21 protein-coding genes are annotated in these 18,488 nt (G+C 61.3%); 12 read left to right on the plus strand and 9 right to left on the minus strand.

Annotated features, from left to right (window positions below):
- Window positions 1–30 precede the first annotated feature (30 nt).
- The 8 genes from rpoH to F8K16_RS08830 all read left to right on the plus strand — a co-directional run bounded on the left by rpoH (window position 31) and on the right by F8K16_RS08830 (window position 7,089).
- Window positions 31–876, plus strand: a complete 846-nt coding sequence (gene rpoH / locus F8K16_RS08795; RefSeq protein WP_294949695.1) for an RNA polymerase sigma factor RpoH — start codon at window positions 31–33, stop codon at window positions 874–876.
- A gap of 96 nt (window positions 877–972) precedes the next feature.
- On the plus strand, window positions 973–1,461 hold the full coding sequence (locus tag F8K16_RS08800; protein ID WP_294949629.1) for a YeeE/YedE thiosulfate transporter family protein: 489 nt from the start codon (window positions 973–975) through the stop codon (window positions 1,459–1,461).
- Between the two features lie 4 nt (window positions 1,462–1,465).
- Complete coding sequence (locus tag F8K16_RS08805) at window positions 1,466–1,909, plus strand: DUF6691 family protein (RefSeq protein WP_294949632.1); 444 nt, start codon at window positions 1,466–1,468, stop codon at window positions 1,907–1,909.
- Window positions 1,910–1,980: 71 nt separating this feature from the next.
- Entirely contained in the window at window positions 1,981–3,804 is a 1,824-nt protein-coding gene (gene typA, locus F8K16_RS08810) for a translational GTPase TypA (protein WP_294949635.1), read from the plus strand.
- A 69-nt stretch (window positions 3,805–3,873) separates the two neighbouring features.
- Window positions 3,874–4,311 (plus strand): D-aminoacyl-tRNA deacylase, encoded by a 438-nt coding sequence (gene dtd, locus F8K16_RS08815; RefSeq protein ID WP_294949638.1) that lies wholly within the window; start codon window positions 3,874–3,876, stop codon window positions 4,309–4,311.
- A gap of 19 nt (window positions 4,312–4,330) precedes the next feature.
- Window positions 4,331–5,794: a bifunctional diguanylate cyclase/phosphodiesterase gene (locus F8K16_RS08820; RefSeq protein ID WP_294949642.1), complete on the plus strand. Its 1,464-nt coding sequence runs from the start codon at window positions 4,331–4,333 to the stop codon at window positions 5,792–5,794.
- A 33-nt stretch (window positions 5,795–5,827) separates the two neighbouring features.
- Window positions 5,828–6,442: a hypothetical protein gene (locus F8K16_RS08825; RefSeq protein ID WP_294949645.1), complete on the plus strand. Its 615-nt coding sequence runs from the start codon at window positions 5,828–5,830 to the stop codon at window positions 6,440–6,442.
- Complete coding sequence (locus F8K16_RS08830) at window positions 6,439–7,089, plus strand: hypothetical protein (RefSeq protein WP_294949648.1); 651 nt, start codon at window positions 6,439–6,441, stop codon at window positions 7,087–7,089. Before F8K16_RS08825 ends, F8K16_RS08830 begins: the two co-directional genes overlap by 4 nt.
- A gap of 31 nt (window positions 7,090–7,120) precedes the next feature.
- On the opposite strand, the gene ccoS is transcribed toward F8K16_RS08830, so the two are convergent.
- The 9 genes from ccoS to ccoN all read right to left on the minus strand — a co-directional run bounded on the left by ccoS (window position 7,121) and on the right by ccoN (window position 15,986).
- Window positions 7,121–7,369 (minus strand): cbb3-type cytochrome oxidase assembly protein CcoS, encoded by a 249-nt coding sequence (gene ccoS / locus F8K16_RS08835; RefSeq protein WP_294949650.1) that lies wholly within the window; start codon window positions 7,367–7,369, stop codon window positions 7,121–7,123.
- A complete protein-coding gene (locus tag F8K16_RS08840; RefSeq protein WP_294949655.1) occupies window positions 7,369–9,864 on the minus strand; it encodes a heavy metal translocating P-type ATPase in 2,496 nt (831 codons plus the stop codon). Before F8K16_RS08840 ends, ccoS begins: the two co-directional genes overlap by 1 nt.
- Window positions 9,861–10,373 carry a FixH family protein gene (locus tag F8K16_RS08845; protein ID WP_294949660.1) on the minus strand — a complete coding sequence of 171 codons (513 nt, stop codon included), beginning with the start codon at window positions 10,371–10,373 and terminating at the stop codon, window positions 9,861–9,863. The genes F8K16_RS08840 and F8K16_RS08845 overlap by 4 nt, the downstream gene beginning before the upstream one ends.
- A 136-nt stretch (window positions 10,374–10,509) precedes the next feature.
- Window positions 10,510–12,096, minus strand: a complete 1,587-nt coding sequence (locus F8K16_RS08850) for a 4Fe-4S dicluster domain-containing protein (protein ID WP_294949664.1) — start codon at window positions 12,094–12,096, stop codon at window positions 10,510–10,512.
- A 123-nt stretch (window positions 12,097–12,219) separates the two neighbouring features.
- Entirely contained in the window at window positions 12,220–12,369 is a 150-nt protein-coding gene (locus tag F8K16_RS08855) for a hypothetical protein (RefSeq protein WP_294949666.1), read from the minus strand.
- Between the two features lie 128 nt (window positions 12,370–12,497).
- On the minus strand, window positions 12,498–13,430 hold the full coding sequence (gene ccoP, locus F8K16_RS08860) for a cytochrome-c oxidase, cbb3-type subunit III (RefSeq protein WP_294949670.1): 933 nt from the start codon (window positions 13,428–13,430) through the stop codon (window positions 12,498–12,500).
- 21 nt (window positions 13,431–13,451) lie between these two features.
- On the minus strand, window positions 13,452–13,637 hold the full coding sequence (locus F8K16_RS08865) for a hypothetical protein (RefSeq protein WP_294949673.1): 186 nt from the start codon (window positions 13,635–13,637) through the stop codon (window positions 13,452–13,454).
- Window positions 13,630–14,499: a cytochrome-c oxidase, cbb3-type subunit II gene (ccoO, locus tag F8K16_RS08870; RefSeq protein WP_294949676.1), complete on the minus strand. Its 870-nt coding sequence runs from the start codon at window positions 14,497–14,499 to the stop codon at window positions 13,630–13,632. The genes F8K16_RS08865 and ccoO overlap by 8 nt, the downstream gene beginning before the upstream one ends.
- A 65-nt stretch (window positions 14,500–14,564) precedes the next feature.
- Window positions 14,565–15,986, minus strand: coding sequence for a cytochrome-c oxidase, cbb3-type subunit I (ccoN, locus tag F8K16_RS08875; RefSeq protein WP_294949678.1), 1,422 nt, complete (start codon window positions 15,984–15,986; stop codon window positions 14,565–14,567).
- Window positions 15,987–16,320: 334 nt separating this feature from the next.
- Between ccoN and hisB the strand changes: the two genes are divergently transcribed.
- From hisB to F8K16_RS08895, 4 genes are all read left to right on the plus strand, one after another.
- Window positions 16,321–16,908: an imidazoleglycerol-phosphate dehydratase HisB gene (gene hisB, locus F8K16_RS08880; protein WP_294949682.1), complete on the plus strand. Its 588-nt coding sequence runs from the start codon at window positions 16,321–16,323 to the stop codon at window positions 16,906–16,908.
- Window positions 16,908–17,543 carry an imidazole glycerol phosphate synthase subunit HisH gene (hisH, locus tag F8K16_RS08885; protein ID WP_294949686.1) on the plus strand — a complete coding sequence of 212 codons (636 nt, stop codon included), beginning with the start codon at window positions 16,908–16,910 and terminating at the stop codon, window positions 17,541–17,543. Before hisB ends, hisH begins: the two co-directional genes overlap by 1 nt.
- Window positions 17,540–18,280, plus strand: a complete 741-nt coding sequence (hisA, locus tag F8K16_RS08890) for a 1-(5-phosphoribosyl)-5-[(5-phosphoribosylamino)methylideneamino]imidazole-4-carboxamide isomerase (protein WP_294949689.1) — start codon at window positions 17,540–17,542, stop codon at window positions 18,278–18,280. Before hisH ends, hisA begins: the two co-directional genes overlap by 4 nt.
- 1 nt (window position 18,281) lies before the next feature.
- Window positions 18,282–18,488 (plus strand): HisA/HisF-related TIM barrel protein (locus F8K16_RS08895; protein ID WP_294949692.1); only part of this gene is annotated, 207 nt, incomplete at its 3' end.

Genomic DNA, 18,488 nt, shown 5'->3' on the forward strand with positions numbered 1-18,488 from the left:
AAACCGCCGGCACCAGCCGACCGCAAGGCGCTGGCCGCACTGGAGCGGGCGCTGGTGCCGGGCAAGGATCTCAACACCTACCTGCAGGTGATCAACCAGTTCCCCGTCCTCTCGCCGGAAGAGGAGCAGGAGCTGGCCCGACGCTGGTATTACGACAGGGACGTGGAGGCGGCCCGGCAGCTGGTGCTCTCCTCACTGCGCTACGTGGTGCCCATCGCCCGCAGCTATGCCGGCTACGGCCTGCCGCTGGCGGATCTGATTCAGGAGGGCAACATCGGCCTGATGAAGGCGGTCAAGCGCTTCAATCCGGAGCAGAACGTGCGCCTGATGACCTTCGCCGTCCACTGGATCCGCGCCGAGATCAACGAGTACATCATCAAGAACTGGCGCATCGTCAAGACCGCCACCACCAAGGCGCAGCGCAAGCTGTTCTTCAAGCTGCGCGGTGCCAAGAAGGCGTTGGAGTGGTTCGGCGACAAGGAAGCGGAGCGGGTGGCCGAGGAGCTGGGCGTGACCAAGGAGGACGTGCTGGAGATGGACAGCCGCCTCTACGGGCAGGACGTCTCCATCGACCCCACGCCGGAGGATGAGGAGAACGACCGCCCCGGTCTGGTGCTGGCTTCCAGCGAGCCGGATCCGGAAACCCAGCTGGCCGAACACCAGGACAAGACCCTCAAGCTGGAGAAACTCCACGAAGCGCTGGACACCCTGGACGAGCGCAGCCGGGACATTCTGCAGCAGCGCTGGCTGAGCGAGGAGAAGACCGGCCTCAAGGAACTGTCTGAAAAGTACGGCGTTTCCATGGAGCGCATCCGCCAGATCGAAAAGGCCGCCATCAAAAAGCTCAACAAGGCCATGGTCGAGGCTGCGGGATAAACCCCCTCTATACCCCATAAGAAAACTTTATTTTGACCCGAGAGTTTCCCTTATCGGAAAATATCGCCATCCGACAAGAGAGACAGAGGGGGTCACATGCACATCGACTACTGGCCGGCATGGATCGGCGGCATCGGCATCGGTCTTTTCGTGCTGCTGCACTTCTGGATCATCGGCCGCCCGGCGGGCTGCTCCACCGGGTACGGCAACTTCTGCGCTCTGGCGTGCAAGCGGGTGAAGTTCTTCCACACCGGCGAGTATGAGGACATCAACAACACCCGCCTGTGGTTCCTGCTGGGCATTCCCATCGGCGGGCTGATCAGCGCGCTGCTTTCATCCGAGCCCTGGCACTGGAGCTTTTCCATGGGCATGTATGACGCCATCCTGCCCCAGAGCGACACCGGCAAGGCGCTGTGGCTCATCTTCGGCGGCATGTTCCTCGGTTTCGGTGCCCGCATGGCCGGCGCCTGCACCACTGGCCACGCGCTGGTGGGCGGCGCCATGCTCAACCCGCCCAGCCTGGCCGCAGGCGTGGTCTTCTTCGGCAGCGCCATGCTGATGACCTGGCTGCTGTTCAAGGTGTGACGCCATGATCAACAAACGCAAGCTCAACTTCCTCTCCCTGCTGCTGGGGGCGCTGTTCGGCTTCCTGATGAGCCGCGCGGGGGCCACCACCTACGACCTGCACGCCAAGATGTTCCTGTTCGAGGATTTTCAGCTGATGATCGTCATCGGCGTGGCGGTGCTCATCGGCATGATCGGCATCTGGTGGATGCAGCAGCAGGGCTGGCACAGCATCGGCACCGGCACGCCCATTCAGTTCCCCCGCAAGCCGTGGCAGAAGGGGCTGCTGTTCGGCGCCTTCCTGTTCGGCATCGGCTGGGCCATGACCGCCTCCTGCCCCGGCACGGTGCCGGCCATGCTGGGCGAGGGCAAGCTGCCGGCGCTGTTCGTCTTCATCGGCATCGTGCTGGGCACGCTGGCCTACGGCGTGCTGCAGGACATGATCAACTGCCGGCGCGACCAGCAGTAGCCGCCCGGATGGGGTATAATCGCGCGCCCGCCTCGAGCGGGCGTTTTTGTTTGCAATTCAGAAGGATAGCCATGACCCCCGACAGACTCAGAAACATCGCCATCATCGCCCACGTGGACCACGGCAAGACCACCCTGGTGGACCAGCTGCTGCGCCAGTCCGGCACGCTGGATACCCGCAAGGACATGGGCGAGCGGGTCATGGACTCCAACGATCTGGAAAAGGAACGGGGCATCACCATCCTGTCCAAGAACACCGCCATCGACTGGGAAGGCTACCGCATCAACATCGTGGACACCCCGGGGCACGCCGATTTCGGCGGCGAGGTGGAGCGCATCCTCTCCATGGTGGACTCGGTGCTGCTGCTGGTGGATGCGGTGGAAGGCCCTATGCCGCAGACGCGCTTCGTAACCCAGAAGGCGCTTGAGCGGGGCCTGAAGCCCATCGTGGTCATCAACAAGATCGACCGCCCCGGCGCCCGCCCCGACTGGGTGCTGGACCAGACCTTCGACCTGTTCGACCGCCTCGGCGCCACCGACGAGCAGCTGGACTTCGAAGTGGTCTACGCCTCCGGCCTCAACGGCTTCGCCCGTCCGGAGCCGGACTCCGACGAACAGGACATGACCCACCTGTTCCGCACCATCATCGACAAGGTGCCGGCACCGGATGTGGATCTGGACGCCCCCTTCCAGCTGCAGTGCATCAGCCTGGACTACGACACCTACAAGGGTGTGATCGGCACCGGGCGCATCAAGCGCGGGCGCATCCGTCCCAACACACAGGTGACCATCATCGACCGGGAAGGCAACACCCGCCCGGCGCGGGTGCTTGAGGTGCTGGGCTACCACGGGCTGGAGCGGGTCAATGTGGAAGAGGCGCAGGCGGGCGACATCATCGCCTTCACCGGCATCGACCCCCTCTACATCTCCGACACCCTGTGCGACCCCGGCCATGTGGAAGCCCTGCCGCCGGTGAGCGTCGAGGAACCCACCGTCACCATGACCTTTCAGGTCAACACCTCCCCCTTCGCCGGCCGGGAAGGCAAATACCTCACCTCCCGACAGATCCGCGAGCGGCTGGACAAGGAGCTGCTCACCAACGTGGCCCTGCGGGTGGAGGACACCGACGACCCGGATCGCCTGCGCGTCTCCGGCCGCGGTGAGCTGCATCTGTCGGTGCTGATCGAGACCATGCGTCGCGAGGGCTTCGAGCTGGCCGTCTCCCGCCCGGAGGTCATCTTCAAGGAGATCGATGGCGAGCTGATGGAGCCCTATGAGACCCTCACCGTGGACATTCCGGAAAGCGCTCAGGGCACCATCATGGAGAAACTGGGCGAGCGCAAGGCGGAGATGACCAACATGGTGCCCGACGGCTACGGCCGGGTGCGCATCGACTTTATCGTGCCCTCCCGCGGTCTGATCGGCTTCCGCACCGAGTTTCTCACCGCCACCGCAGGCGAAGGGCTGCTGTTCTCCAGCTTCAGCCACTGGGGGCCCAAGCTCTCCGGCCGCATTGGCGCGCGCACCAACGGCGTGCTCATCTCCAACGGCACCGGCAAGGCGCTGGGCTATGCCCTGTTCAACCTGCAGGAGCGCGGACGGCTGTTCATCGGCCCTGGCGACGAGGTCTATGAAGGCCAGGTGATCGGCATCCACAGCCGCGCCAACGACCTCACCGTCAACCCGCTGAAAGCCAAGCAGCTGACCAACATCCGCGCCGCCGGCTCGGATGAGAACATCCTGCTCACCCCACCGATCCGCTTCACGCTGGAGCAGGCGCTGGAGTTCATCGACGACGACGAGCTGGTGGAAGTGACGCCGGAAAGCATCCGCATTCGCAAGAAATACCTCACCGAAAGCGAACGCAAGCGCCATGCGCGTAAAAAGGACGACTGAAGGCGCATTTTTCCGGCCGCGCCGCGGCGGGCCGGCGCGGCATCCTGCAAAATCAGGGGAGACCCCGTCGTGATCTGCTTCATTCAGCGCGCCTGCCAGGGGCGGGTGGAGGTGGACGGCGAAACCGTCGGCGAGATCGGCTACGGCATGGTCGTGCTGGTGGGTTTCGAGCGTGGCGACGACGAGGCTCGCCTGAGCCGCATGGCGGACAAGCTCATCGGCTACCGCCTGTTCGCCGACGACAACGACCGCATGAACTTCGACATCCGCCAGATTGACGGCGAAATCCTGCTCATTCCCCAGTTCACCCTGGCGGCCGACACCCGCAAGGGACTGCGTCCCAACTTCACGCCGGCCGCCCCGCCGGAAACGGCTCGCGAGCTGTTCGGGCGATTTGTTGAAACGGTGCGCGCAAAACATCCTAAAATAGCAACAGGACGGTTCGGCGCCAACATGCAGGTCACCCTGTGCAACGACGGGCCGGTATCCTTCTGGTTGCAGGTGTAAGCACGGACATTCGCCTTCCATGAGACGCCCCATTCTGCTGCTCAGTCCTGATCCGGACGCGGAAGAACGCTTCCGTCAGGAACTTTCTGCCAGCGACATCGTTCAGGCCTTCACGCCGGAACAGGGCCAGCAGCTCAACAGTCAGCTCTCTCCCCGCTGGCTTGTCAGCACCACCGAAAGCTGCGGCTGGGCGCTGGACTGCATCGACCGCACCCTGCTCGACTATGACCGCCTCACCGGCCTGCTCAACCGCGAGGGCTTCATCGAACGGCTCAAGGCGCACAGCCTGCTGACCAGCATGACCGCCCTGCTGATGTTCAGCATCGACCGTTTCAGCAACATCAACGACACCTTCGGGCTGGAATTCGGTGACGAGCTGCTCAAGGCACTGGCTCACCGGCTGATGGACATCACCCGCGAGCAGGACCTCATCGGCCGGCTGGGCAGCGACCTGTTCGCCGTGCACATCCACGGCCTGCAGGACGAACAGAACGTGCACGATCTGGCCCACCGCTTCCTCAACGCCCTGCAGGAACCCTATGAAGTCAATGGCCGCATGGTGCATCTGAGCTTCAGCATCGGCGTGGCCACCCGCCCCCCACTGGCCACGCCCATGCAGCAGCTCAACGCCGCCAACCGCGCCCGTGTCGAGGCCAAAAACCGCCAGGGCCGCCAGCTGGTCTTCTACAAGCTGGAGATGAACATGGAAACCGGCCGCCAGGTGCGGCTGGAGAACCATCTGCGCTTCGCGCTGGAGAAGGGCGAGATCGAAGTCTTCTACCAGCCGCAGGTGCGCGCCGACGACGGCAGCCTCTACGGCGCCGAGGCGCTCATCCGCTGGAACCATCCGCGCATGGGACTGATCTCCCCGCAGGAATTCGTGCCCATCGCCGAGCGCATCGGCCTGATCCAGCCCATCAGCCTGTTCGCGCTGGACCGGGTGCTGGAGGACGCCCAGACTCTGTGCGACCGGGGTCACCGGCTCCACTTCAGCGTCAACCTCTCTCCCGTCCAGTTCCACTACCCGGAACTGGTGGACGAGATCACCCGTCGCGTCTCCGCCCAGCAGCGCCCGGCAGAGATGCTGGAGATCGAAATCACCGAATCCCAGGCCATCGCCCGGGTGGATGAAGCGCTGGACATCATGAACCGGCTGCGCGCCCTCGGCGTGCGGCTGGCGCTGGATGATTTCGGCACCGGTCAATCCTCCCTGGCATGGCTGAGCCGCTTTCCCATCAACACCCTGAAGATCGACCGCGGCTTTGTCATCCAGCTGCCGGATGAGGCCGCCGCCAAGGTGATCCGCGCCATCTGCGCCCTGGCCAAGACACTCAACCTGCAGCTGGTGGCCGAAGGCGTGGAGACCGAAGATCAGGCCCGCTTCCTGAAGGATGCCGGCGTGGATCTGCTGCAGGGCTACCTGTTCGGAAAGCCCATGACCTTTCAAGACTTTCTCAACACCTGCGAGCCGGCCGGCGATTAGAATATTTCCGCTCACAGCGCGGGAGAAATAGCCATGCAATACAAGATCACTCAGGAAGAGGCCCAGAAGGCCAAGATTCCCTTTCACATCTACAACTTCAACATCCTGATCACCCACCTGTTTCTCGCCTACACCATTCTGGAGATCGGCCACGGCAAGATGGCACCATTCCTGCTCATTCCCGCCATCTCCACCACGGTGATCCTCTACATCTGCTCACAGGTGAAGAAAAAGCTGCCGGAAAGCTGGTATGTGGCCGCCAACTGGATGGTCGCCTGCCGCCGGGGCAAGCTGCTGATCGGCTCCTACATCGTCGCCATCGCCATGATGGGCCTCTATCTGCTGGTGGACACCCTGTTCCCGGGCGGCATGTCCATGCAGGACTTCTCCAACCCGGAGGGTGGCAAGACCAACATCATGCAGGTGGTCACCATGTACTTCTCGGGTCTGGTGGTGTTCGTCACCGTGCTGGTGACCTTCATCCAGACCGGCATCTCCGTCTTTGAAGCGGGACAGGGCATTCTCAACGACAAGATCGAGCAATATCTGCCCCGCCCGGAAGATCAGAACCCGCCGCTGGGCAAGTCCGAGGACGAAAAGGCGCCTGAGGACATCGCAAACCTGGACCGGCCCGGAGCCACTGAATGATCCGCCGCCTGCCGGTCTTCGTCCAGGCCCTGCTGGCCACGCTGCTGCTGGTGCTGGGGGGGTGGCTGCTCTTTCCGGACGCGCCGCACCCCTACAAAAAGGAACAGCTGCCGTGGAACAGTTTCCGGGATGAGCAGGGTCATGTGCATGCGCTCGGGCTGACCATCGGCAAATCCACTCTGGCCGATGCCATGGCCCTCTACGGACGGGATGTGGAGGTCAAGCTGTTCGCCGACGCCCAGCTGCGTCCCACATCCGTGGAAGCCTACTTCCCCACCATCTACATCGGCAGCATCAAGGCGCCGCTGATCCTTCGTCTTGCGGTCGGCCCCGAGCGCAAACAGGCGCTGCTGAAAGAAGCGCCGGGCGTGCGCGCCACCCCCACCGGTGACAAGGAGGCGCTGCTGAGCGACTTTCAGGCCCGCAGCCTGCTGCATGCGCCCATCGAAGCCATCACTCTGGTGGGACGCGACCTGCCGGAAGAAGCGCTGCTGAAGCGTTTCGGCCCACCGCCTTACCGACGCAAGTCACCCGCCGACAAGACGGAACGCTGGATCTATCCGGACAAGGGGCTGGAGATCATCGTCGACCCGGAAGGACGGGAAGTGTTCGAGTGGGCCGACTTCATCGGCAGGACGCAGCTCTGAATCCCGGTCTGCCCTGCCGGAGCGGTGTGCATCAGTCAGCGCTGGAACGTTTCTCCGGCGCTTCACTTTTCTGAAGCGGCTGACCCTTTTCCTGCTGACGCGCCTCGTCCCGTGCCTTCATGCCGGCATTGGTGGGCTCCTCGTCATCGTCAAACAGAATACGGTTGGCCACCCCGTCCAGATCATCGAACTGCCCCTTCTTGGCCATCCAGATGAAGGCCACCACCGCAATGAAGCCGAAGGCCAGCACAAAGGGAATCAATCCGTAGATCACGTCCATCAACCTGCCCTCCGGGCCTGTTTCTGTTTCTCGGAAAAGAAGGTGCGGATACGCGCCGCGTTGCCAATGACCACAAGCGAACTCATGGGCATGGTGATGGCGGCGATCAGCGGCGTGAGCGTGGCGCTCATGGCCAGTGGCACCATGATCACATTGTAGAGAATGGAGCTGGCGATGTTCTGACGGATGGTCACCAGCGTGCGCCGCGCCAGACGCACGGCCGTATCCACCGCCAGCAGCTCGTTGTTCATCAGCACGATGTCGGCGCTGTCCATGGAGATGTCCGTGCCCGCCCCCAGCGCAAAGCCCACATGGGCGCGCACCAGCGCCGGCGCATCGTTGATACCGTCGCCCACCATGGCCACCTTCTCACCCTGCGCCTGAAGCCGGGCGATGACATCATGCTTCTCATCCGGCAGCACCTCGGCAATCACCTCCATGCCGCCCAGCTGGCGGGCGATCTCCTCGGCCACGGCCCGCCGGTCGCCAGAAAGCAGCGTCACCCTGTGACCCTGATCCTTGAGACGTCGGATCAGCTCCTTCGCATCCGGACGCAGCTCGTCTGCCAGCAGCAGCAGCGCCACCACCTCGCCTTCCCGCGCTACCCAGATGGTTGTCTGCCCCTTGCGCTGCGCTTTTAGCTCCAGCGACAGCCAGTCCTGCGGCAGCGTCACGCCATACTCGCTGAGCCAGTCACCATGACCGATGCGGTAGTGAGCACCCTCCACCTGGGCCTCCACACCCCGGCCGGCATGCACGACAAAATCCTCCACCCGGTAGTCACCTGGCAGAAAAGCCGGATGCTGCTCCTTCACCGACGCGTAGATGGCCTGACCGATGGCGTGTTCGGAGTGAAACTCCACCGCGGCAATCTTGCGCAGCAGCGTGTCCGCATCCAGTGGGCCACGGGTGTGCACGTCCACCACCCGCATCTCGCCCTTGGTCAGCGTGCCGGTCTTGTCAAAGACAAAGTGGTTGATGTCGTTGAGAACCTCCAGCACCGCGCCATTCTTGACCAGAATGCCGTTGCGGGCGGACACGCCGCTGGCCACGGCGATGGCCATGGGTGTGGCCAGCCCCAGCGCACACGGGCAGGTGATGATCAGCACCGCCGTGCCGGCCATGATGGCGGTTTCGATGCCCTCGGCGAAATACCAGTAGACAGCACTGGCCGTGGCCAGGGTGATGACGGCGGAGACGAACCAGGGCATGATGCGATCCGCCGTGCACTGAATGGGCGCCTTGGAACCCTGCGCCTGCTCCACCATCTGGATGATGCGCCCCAGCATGGTATCCTGCAGAATCTTCTCCACGCTGACGGTCAGGGTGGCGTCCATGCTGAGCGTGCCGGCGGCCACCTTGTCATCCGGCTGCTTGTACACCTCGCGGGACTCGCCGCTGAGCATGGACTCGTTCACATGCCCCACGCCATCGACCACCTCGCCGTCCACGGGAATGTGGTCGCCCGGCTTGATCAGCACCCGATCGCCCGGCTTGAGCAGGCGCACCGGCACCACCTCCTCGCTGCCGTCTTCATTCAGCTTGCGTGCCACCTTGGGCTGCAGCGCCATCAGTCGCCGGGTGGCGTCCACCGCACGATTCTTTGAAATGGCTTCCAGATAACGACCGATGAGCAGGAAGAAGACAAAGTCTGTCATGGTGTCGAAATAGACACTCCCCACATTCTCGTTGAAGTGGAGCGTCACCCAGACGGAGTAGAAATAGGTGGCCAGAATGCCGAGGCTGATGGACACATCCATGCCCAGCGTGCGTGCCTTGAGCGACGACCAGGCCCCCTGAAAGAAGGGTTTGGCGGAATAGAGCAGCACCGCCGTGGCGATGATCCATTCCAGCACATGGAAGTAGTTGCGCCACTCAGGATGCTCATCCGCGCCGGAATAGAGTGCCACGGCAAACCACATGATGTTCATCATGGCGAAGCCGGCGAAACCGAGACGATAGAGCAGGTCCCGGTTGGCCTTGCGCCAGGCCGCCTCGCTGGCGGAAGGGTCGTAAGGCACCGCTTCGTAGCCGATCTGATGCAGGGTGCGGATGATGTCGGAGAGGCGGATGCGCCTGTTGTCCCAGCGCACCTTGATCTGCTTGTTGGTGAAGTTCACATGGGCGTAGAGCACGCCGTCCAGCTGGGCCAGACGGTGCTCGATCAGCCAGATGCAGGCGGCGCAGTGGATGGTCTCCGACAGCAGGGTGATTTCGCGCACATCTCCCAGCTTGTCGGTGAACTGGCTCTGCACCTCATCATGGTCGATGAAGTCCAGTTCCCTGGGCGGCGGCGGAGGCGGCGAAAGCAGTTCGCCTTCCGGCGTGCGCTGATAGAAACTTTCCAGCCCTGCCTCGTGAATGACCTCGCAGACACCGGCGCACCCCTGGCAGCAGAAATCCCGCTCCACCCCCTTGATGGGGTGCGTCACCCGCTCCCCCGGCGCAATGGCCTGGCCACAGTGGTAGCAATGTTCAGCCTGCCGCTGACTCATTTCTTCTCTTCAACCCACAGGGAGCGGCCCAGCTGGTAGGTCTCTCCGTCCTTGGTGATCTCCAGCACCACATCCCATTTGCCCTTGAGCGGTAGTTTCAGGATGCCGGCGAAGGTGCCGTCCGGCTGGCGCTTGAGGACAATCTGACCATCCTGCCGTTTGTCGGCCGGACGGTAGTAGAACAGTGTCGCGCTGTCCCCGACTACCGTGGCGCCACCATCCTTGATATAGATGCGCGCCTGTACCGGTGCCGGTTCGTTCTGGGTCAGCAGCGGGATTTTCAGATCCAGTGCCCACCCTTTGCTCTGCAGGTCCTTTTCCCGCCGGAGGATCTCCACCACCGACGCCTCGGCATGATCCAGATCCGTCTTGACCAGCCCCGGATTGGTGACGATGGCCATGTTGACCATGAACAGGTTGACCGACAGCACCAGCACCAGCATCACCAGCCAGCCGATGACGAACGGATTGCGCCACGGACGGCTCCAGTCTTTCTTTTCACCACTCACCGCAGTTACCTCTTATGTTCTGTGCCTGCCCATGCGCATGTGCACTGTCCGGTGCCCATGCAGATGCGCATGCAGAAACGAAAAAACCCCCGGCACATTCACGCACCAGGGGCACCATTATACGAGCGGTGTTCATTCAGTGCTTGGGCCCGATGAACACGCTCTCGTAGGTTGACTTGATCTCCGGATGGTTCTGGTCCTGCACGATGATGCGGATCGGCACCCGGCCCTCCTTCAGAGCAGACTTCGGCAGACGTACCCGCACGATCGCCTGGCCGACGGTGCCCGGCTCCACCGGCACCACCCGGTCGGTCAGATAGACCAGTCCTTCAGGCCCTTCTACGGAAATCTTGGCCATCATCTTGTTGGGCGTCTTGTTGACGATCTTGACCGTGTACTTGTTCTGAATGGTGCCGTCACTCATCTGCACGAACAGCGGCGCACGGTCATGCAGCGCCTTGACATCGATCGGATCCAGATGAGTCAGCTTCCACAGCAGCAGGCCTGCGGCAATGGACATGACCGTGATGTAGATCAGCACCCGCGGACGCTTGTACCACGGCGGCGTCTCCTTGCCGAGGAAGTCATCCAGCGACGCATAGCGGATCAGGCCCTTGGGCTTCTTGATTTTCTCCATGATGCTGTCGCAGGCGTCAATGCACAGTCCACAGGTGATGCAGCCGAACTGCTGCCCGAGGCGGATATCCACACCGGTCGGGCACACATCAACGCACAGATGGCAGTCGATACAGTCACCAAAGTGCCTGTCCGCTTCCTCATTGGCCCGCTGACGCAGGGTTTCCTGCACCTTCTTCTTCGCCGCACGCTCGTCCATGCCCTCGGCAAGGAACTGTTCCATCAGTTTCTGTTCTTCACCTTCTTTTTTCAGGCGCTGCAGCACTTCTCTCACATAGGCATTGCGTTCCTTCATCTGAGCACGGGGTTCACCGCGGTCCTTGTCATAGGTGGGAACCACCGTGGCCTCATCAATCATGGCCCCCTGAATGCGTGCATAGGGACAGAAGCCGATGCACACCTGCTCGCGCATGAACCCGGCGAAGAAATAGGTGGCCAGCCCCAGAACGATAATGGTCAGCCACTCCCACTTGCCCAGATCCAGATGGAACAGGCGCTTCCACAGATCGAACGCGTCGGTAAAGAAGGCCAGGAAGCTGAAAGAAGTGGCAAAACCGATCAGCAGCCACACCAGATGCTTCGGCAGCTTGATCTTGATCTTCTCCCAGTTGAGCGGCTGCTGGTCCAACTTGATGCGCTTGGCCGGGGGACCCTCGAACTTCTCCTCCAGCCAGGTGAACACATCCGTCCAGACGGTGTGGAAACAGAAATAGCCGCACCATACTCGACCGGCGATGGCCGTCACCGCAGCCAGCAGCAGCGCGAAGAACAGCAGGATCATCGCCAGCACCCAGATATCCTGGGGCAGAATGGTGATGCCGAAAAAGTGGAACTGCCGGTTCGGCAGGTCCCACAAAATCGCCTGCTCTCCATTCCAGCGCAGATACGGACCGAAGAACAGTGTCAGCCACACACTGGCCGCAATCCACTTGAGAGTGCGGTAGTGACCGGGAATGCGTTTTGCATGCACCGTCTTGCCCGTATTGACCGGAAGAATCTCGACACCGATCTCTTCAAGCGTTTTCGAGTTGACCTCGTATTCGTCCAGCAAGGACGCCTTGGTTCCATCCCTGTTCAGTTCACTCATAAAATCGCCCTATGGTTACCAAATTCTATTTATGGTCCGTAATAAACAGTTTTGTTGGATTCCTGAAAATGAAAAAGCCTATCTTGCGATAGGCCTTTTCCCCGAACCCTGGCTCAGCACGCCTTACTGATTCTGCTCTTCCGAGCCATCTTCGCCCGTTTCACCTTCCATGCCCTGAATGGCCTTCCATGCATAGCCAACCAGTGAAACGACAGTCAGCACGACGGTCAGAATGGATCCCCACAGCACCCAGTCATTGTTGAGATCACCCATGATGCGTCTCCTCAGTGATTGCTTATATTCTTATAAACATCGTTAGGTCAATTAAAGCATAAAACGAAAAAAGGGGGAATGTTGCCATTCCCCCTTTTGGATCAGAAGTTGATCATGATCAACTTTCCTTACTGACCACCACCCAGTTCATGCACATAGATGGCCAAGCGCTTGACTTCCTTCTCGCCAAGGCGCTCCTTCCAAGCTGGCATCACAGCTTGACGGGTGCAGTCGATCAGCTGTCCGTTCTTCTTCACATTCACACCATACTTGATGGTACGCACCACAGCATCACGCTGAGTCTGCTCGTCCATCAGCGTGCAGGAGCCGTCATTGGCCGGCACGAAGCGCCAGATCTTGTCGGTCAGGTTGGCCGCACCATTCGGAGCAACCGGTTTGCCGGTCGGACCATGACAGGCCACGCACATGCCCTTGGCGTAGATAGCCTTGCCAGCCGCCACAGATGGATCATTGCCCTTGCCTTCAGACAACGCCATGACATAGTCCGCGACTTTTTCAATCTCGTCATCAGACAGATTGCCCATCAGACCACGAGCCGGCATGTTGCCCACACGACCATTAGCGATTGAGGCATAGATCTGATTGATGTGACCGCCCCACAGCCAGTCATCGTCGGCCAGTACCGGGAAGTTGGGGTTGCCCATGCCGCCGGCACCGTGACAGGCCGCGCAGTTGTCGCCGAAGAGCATCTTGGAGGTAGCCACTGCATACAGTTTGAGATCCTCATTCTTCATGATCTCATTCAGCGGCTTGGAAGCCAGCGCCTCTTCCTTGTCAGCGAACTTGGCCTTACGCCACGCCTTCAGTTCGTTGTAGCTCTCCTCATACTCCTTGACCGCAGTCCATCCGGCCACACCCTTGGTAAAGCCATTGGCCAGCGGGATGGTCGGATAGTAGATGGCGTAGAAGATGATCATCACGAAGCCGGCGTAGAACGCCAGCATCCACCACAGCGGAGGCGGGTTATCCAGCTCGCGGATATCCTCGTCCCAGATGTGGCCAGTGTTGCCCTCGTTGGGCCAGGGGTTGTGTCCAGCCATGTTGTTACTCCTCAGAATCTCTTAATCGTCGTCGTCCAGCACGTTGTACTTCTGCTGCTCCAGACGCTTTCGGCGTCCGGGACTGAGCGCCCAGGCAAAGGTCACCACAATGCCGATGAAGGCGCCCACGGTAATGATCACTCCAGCCCAGTCCTGGGCGGTCATGGCCGCCCAGTCCGTATGGAAGTAATCAGTCAGCTTACTCACGATAGACCTTGCTGTCGTCCAGTTTGGTCATGGTGCCCAGCACCTGGAGATAGGCAACCAGTGCATCCAGTTCGGTGGTGCACTTCTTGTCCGGGTTCGGGTTGCCATAGGTACGCAGGTACTCGTCTGCCAGCTCGATCTCCTCATCGGTGTAAGGCACGCGCAGCTTGCGCATCACTTCAAGACGCGCCTTCATGTCACGCTTGCCCACCTTCATGCGGCCCACATACTGGTCGGTGATGCACTGTTCTGCCAGCCACGGATAGGCAGGCATGACAGACTCGGGCACCATGTCCTGCGGACGCATCAGGTGCAGCTTGTGCCATTCGTCGGAGTACTTGCCCCCCAGACGGGCCAGATCCGGACCGGTCCGCTTGGAGCCCCACTGGAACGGATGGTCATAGATGGACTCGGTTGCCAGCGAGTAGTGACCGTAACGCTCACGTTCGTCACGGAACGGACGGATCATCTGAGAGTGACAGTACATGCACCCCTCACGCTGATAGATGTCACGACCGGCCAGTTCCAGCGGCGTGTAGGGACGCACGCCGTCACCCGGCTTCCAGTCGGACTTCCAGTTGCCGTTCTTGTCCTTGTAGTACAGGCGCTTGTCGGCAACGAGCTTGCCGTTTTCCATCTTGAAGTGACGCTCCCAGACCAGCTCCGGGAACTTCTCATTCTTCAGGTTACCCCACTGGTCCGTGCGCTCGGTGTAGTCCACCGCGGACTTCAGGTAGAACAGGGGCACGATTTCCACGATGCCCGCGATGGACACCATGAAGGCAGTCGCCAGAAACAGCCCGAAGATGTTGCGTTCGAGCTTTTCCTGGAGATTCTTGGGTTGTTCGTTGTGATCAGCCATGTGTCTTTGCTCCTCAACATTTCATCTGTATGGAAGGCGGGCCGGAAGCCCGCCCCATGGCTTCATCAGGCTGCGGCAGCAGCAGGCTGACGGGACTTGATGGTCGCCAGGGTCATGACCACGTTGTACAGCATGACCAGACCACCCAGAACAACCAGCACACCGCCCATTGCGCGCATGACATAGTACGGATGCATGGCTGCTACGGACTCGGCGAAGGTGTAGGCCAGCACGCCGTACTCGTCATAGGCACGCCACATCAGGCCCTGCATGATGCCGGATACCCACATGGCGACGATGTACAGCACGGTGCCCAGCGTGTGCAGCCAGAAGTGCCAGTTGATCAGCTTCATGCTGTACATTTCGGTGTTCCACATCTTCATGACCATGTGGTACAGAGAACCGATGGCCACCATGGCAACCCAGCCCAGTGCACCGGAGTGTACGTGACCGATGGTCCAGTCGGTGTAGTGGGACAGGGCGTTAACGGTCTTGGAGGACATGACCGGGCCTTCGAAGGTGGACATGGCATAGAAGGCCAGCGCCATGATCAGGAAGCGCAGGATGTAGTCCGTACGCAGACGGTCCCACGCACCGGACAGGGTCAGCATGCCGTTCAGCGCGCCACCCCAGGACGGAATGATCATCGCCAGAGAGATGACCGCACCCAGAGAGCCGGTCCAGTCAGGCACCGCGGTGTACTGCAGGTGGTGCGCACCCAGCCATACGTAACCGAAGATCAGCGCCCAGAAGTGGATCACGGACAGACGGTAGGAGTAGACCGGACGCTGCGCCTGCTTCGGCACGAAGTAGTACATCATGCCCAGGAAGCCGGCTGTCAGGAAGAAACCAACGGCATTGTGTCCCCACCACCACTGGATCATGGCGTCCTGCACACCGCTGTACAGAGAGTAGGACTTGTACCAGGTTACGGGCAGCGCCAGACCGTTGACCAGGAACAGATAGGTCACGGCGATCAGCAGCGCAAGGTAGAACCAGTTGGACACATAGACGTGCGGCACCTTCTCCTTGTCCCGGGTGGCGATGGTCATGACGAAGACCATGGTCCACAGCAGCCAGCCCACGGCGATACCTACGTCGAAGATCCACTCCATCTCGTGATACTCACGCGCCTGGGACAGACCGAAGGCAATGCCGATGATGCCGCCCACGATGGAGCCCACCAGCAGCAGCGCAGACGCCCAGGCACAGGGCACGCACCACAGGCGGTTGCTGTTGGTGCGCTGCACGGAGTACAGGGAAGTCACGAACAGCGCCAGACCACCGAACGCGATGACGATGGTGTTGGTATGCACCACGCGCAGACGCCCGAAGGTCAGCTCCGGGATGTCAAAGTTCAGAAAAGGCCACGCCAGTTCTGATGCTGCATAAGTACCAATCGTCGTGCCCGCGATGAACACGATGATTGTCAGCAGGGTACCGAACTTCAGTAGCCCATACTCATACTTGGGAGTTGCAGAGTCCATGTTGAACACTCCTTGGTTTCTTCTTGTTGACCTTCACCCTCAAGACTTGCTCAAGGGTTCGGGCATTCACTCGCGATTATATTGAGCCGTTTGCCCGACCCCACTCGCATCCCGCCCGAAACTTGATCCAGAACAAGTTTCGGGCCGGTTCCAGAGGGCGACACTTTCTCAGAACACGGGAATTATCCTCCCAAAGCAATATCAGAACAATACAACTCTCTTATATTGGCTCATCATCATTTCTTATCTACCCATAAGTTTTTGCTGGACCGGCGCCTGCTGCCACCATCCCCTTCGGGTTAAAATGTGCCGGTCATAACATGAGGGCCCGCCCATGCGCACTGCCAATGTGGAACGCATAACCCGCGAGACGCGCATCCGCGTTACCGTCAATCTGGACGGCAGCGGACGCTGCGAACTGGAAACCGGCATCCCCTTTCTGGAGCACATGCTGGAGCAGGTGGCCCGTCACGGGCTGATCGACCTGTCCGTGGAGGCGGAAGGGGACCTGCACATCGACGACCACCATACCGCTGAGGACATCGGCATCGTGCTGGGCCAGGCCTTCCATGAAGCGCTGGGCGACAAGCGCGGCATCCGACGCTACGGGCACGCCTATATACCGCTGGATGAGGCGCTCAGCCGCGTGGTCATCGACTTTTCCGGCCGCCCGGGCCTGTCGTTCCACTGCCGCTTCACCCGGGATGTGATCGGGCGCTTCGATACCCAGCTGGTGCAGGAATTCTTTCAGGGCTTCGTCAACCACGCCCGCGCCACGCTGCACATCGACAATATTCGCGGCGAAAACGCCCACCATCAGGCCGAGACCATCTTCAAGGCCTTCGGGCGGGCGGTGCGCGAAGCCGTCGAGCCAGACCCGCGCATGGGTGATGTCATCCCCTCAACCAAGGGCGCGCTGTAATGAAACAGGTGGTCGTCGTCGACTATGGCATGGGCAACCTGCGCTCGGTCTCCAAGGCCGCGGAGCATGTGGCACCCGCCGGCACCCGCGTGGTCGTCAGCAGCCATGCCGAGGACATCCATAACGCCGACGCCATCATCTTCCCAGGCCAGGGCGCGGCGCGGGCCTGCATGGACAACCTCATCAACACGGGTGTGGAAAAGGCGCTGCGCGAGGCGGCGCAGGAAAAGCCCTTTCTCGGCATCTGCATGGGCATGCAGGTATTGATGGACTACAGCGAGGAAAACGGCGGCGTGCACTGCCTCGGCATTCTGCCCGGCGAGGTGGCGCCCTTCCGCTTCCCCGACCGGCCAGAGCTGAAGATCCCCCACATGGGCTGGAACCAGATCGCCCAGACGCAGGACCATCCCCTGTGGCACGGCATTGAGGACAGCACCCGCTTCTACTTCGTGCACAGCTACTATGTACAGCCGGCGGAACACACGCTTACGGCCGGCGTGACCGACTACGGCCACCCCTTCACGGCCGCCGTGGCCCGCGACAACCTGTTCGCCATTCAGGCCCATCCGGAAAAAAGCGCCGACGCCGGTCTGCAACTTCTCAAAAACTTCCTCAACTGGAACGGAACCCTATGATCCTCATTCCCGCAATCGATCTGAAGGACGGTCAGTGCGTGCGCCTGCGCCAGGGCGAAATGGATGACGCCACCGTCTTTTCCAGCGACATCGCCGCCATGGCGGAGCGCTGGAAGAACGCCGGTGCCCGCCGCCTGCACATGGTGGACCTCAACGGCGCCTTCGCCGGCAAGCCGGAGAACGCGGAGGCCGTGCTGGCCGTCACCCGCGCCTTTCCCGATCTGCCGGTGCAGATCGGCGGCGGCATCCGCAGTCTGGAAACCATCGAGACATACCTGAACGCCGGTGTGCAGTACTGCATCATCGGCACCAAGGCCGTGCACGAACCGGAATTCGTCCATGAAGCCTGCCGTGCCTTTCCCGGCCATATCATGGTGGGGCTGGACGCCAAGGGCGGCAAGGTGGCCATCAATGGCTGGGCGGAAGTGACCGATCACGAAGTCATCGACATGGCCCGACGCTTCGAACAGGACGGCGTGGAAGCCATCATCTACACCGACATCGGTCGCGACGGCATGCTGCAGGGTGTCAACGTGGACGACACCGCCCGGCTGGCCCGCGCCATCGACATCCCGGTGATCGCCTCCGGCGGCGTCACCAATCTGGATGACCTGCGGGCGCTGGCGCCGCTGGCCGCAGAGGGTGTCACCGGCGTCATCACCGGCCGCGCCATCTACGAAGGCACGCTGGATTTCGCCGAAGGCCAGAGCCTGCTGGACGAACTGACGGGAGGCTGACATGGGACTGGCCAAGCGCATCATCCCCTGTCTGGACGTGGGCAACGGCCGCGTGGTCAAGGGCGTGCAGTTCGTGGACATCCGCGACGCCGGCGATCCGGTGGAGATTGCGCGGCGATACGACGAGCAGGGCGCCGACGAACTGACCTTTCTCGACATCACCGCCAGTCACGAGGGCCGGGAGACCATGGTTCACGTGGTGGAGGAG

This window comes from Sulfurivirga sp. (assembly GCF_015490265.1).
Classification (GTDB): domain Bacteria; phylum Pseudomonadota; class Gammaproteobacteria; order Thiomicrospirales; family Thiomicrospiraceae; genus Sulfurivirga.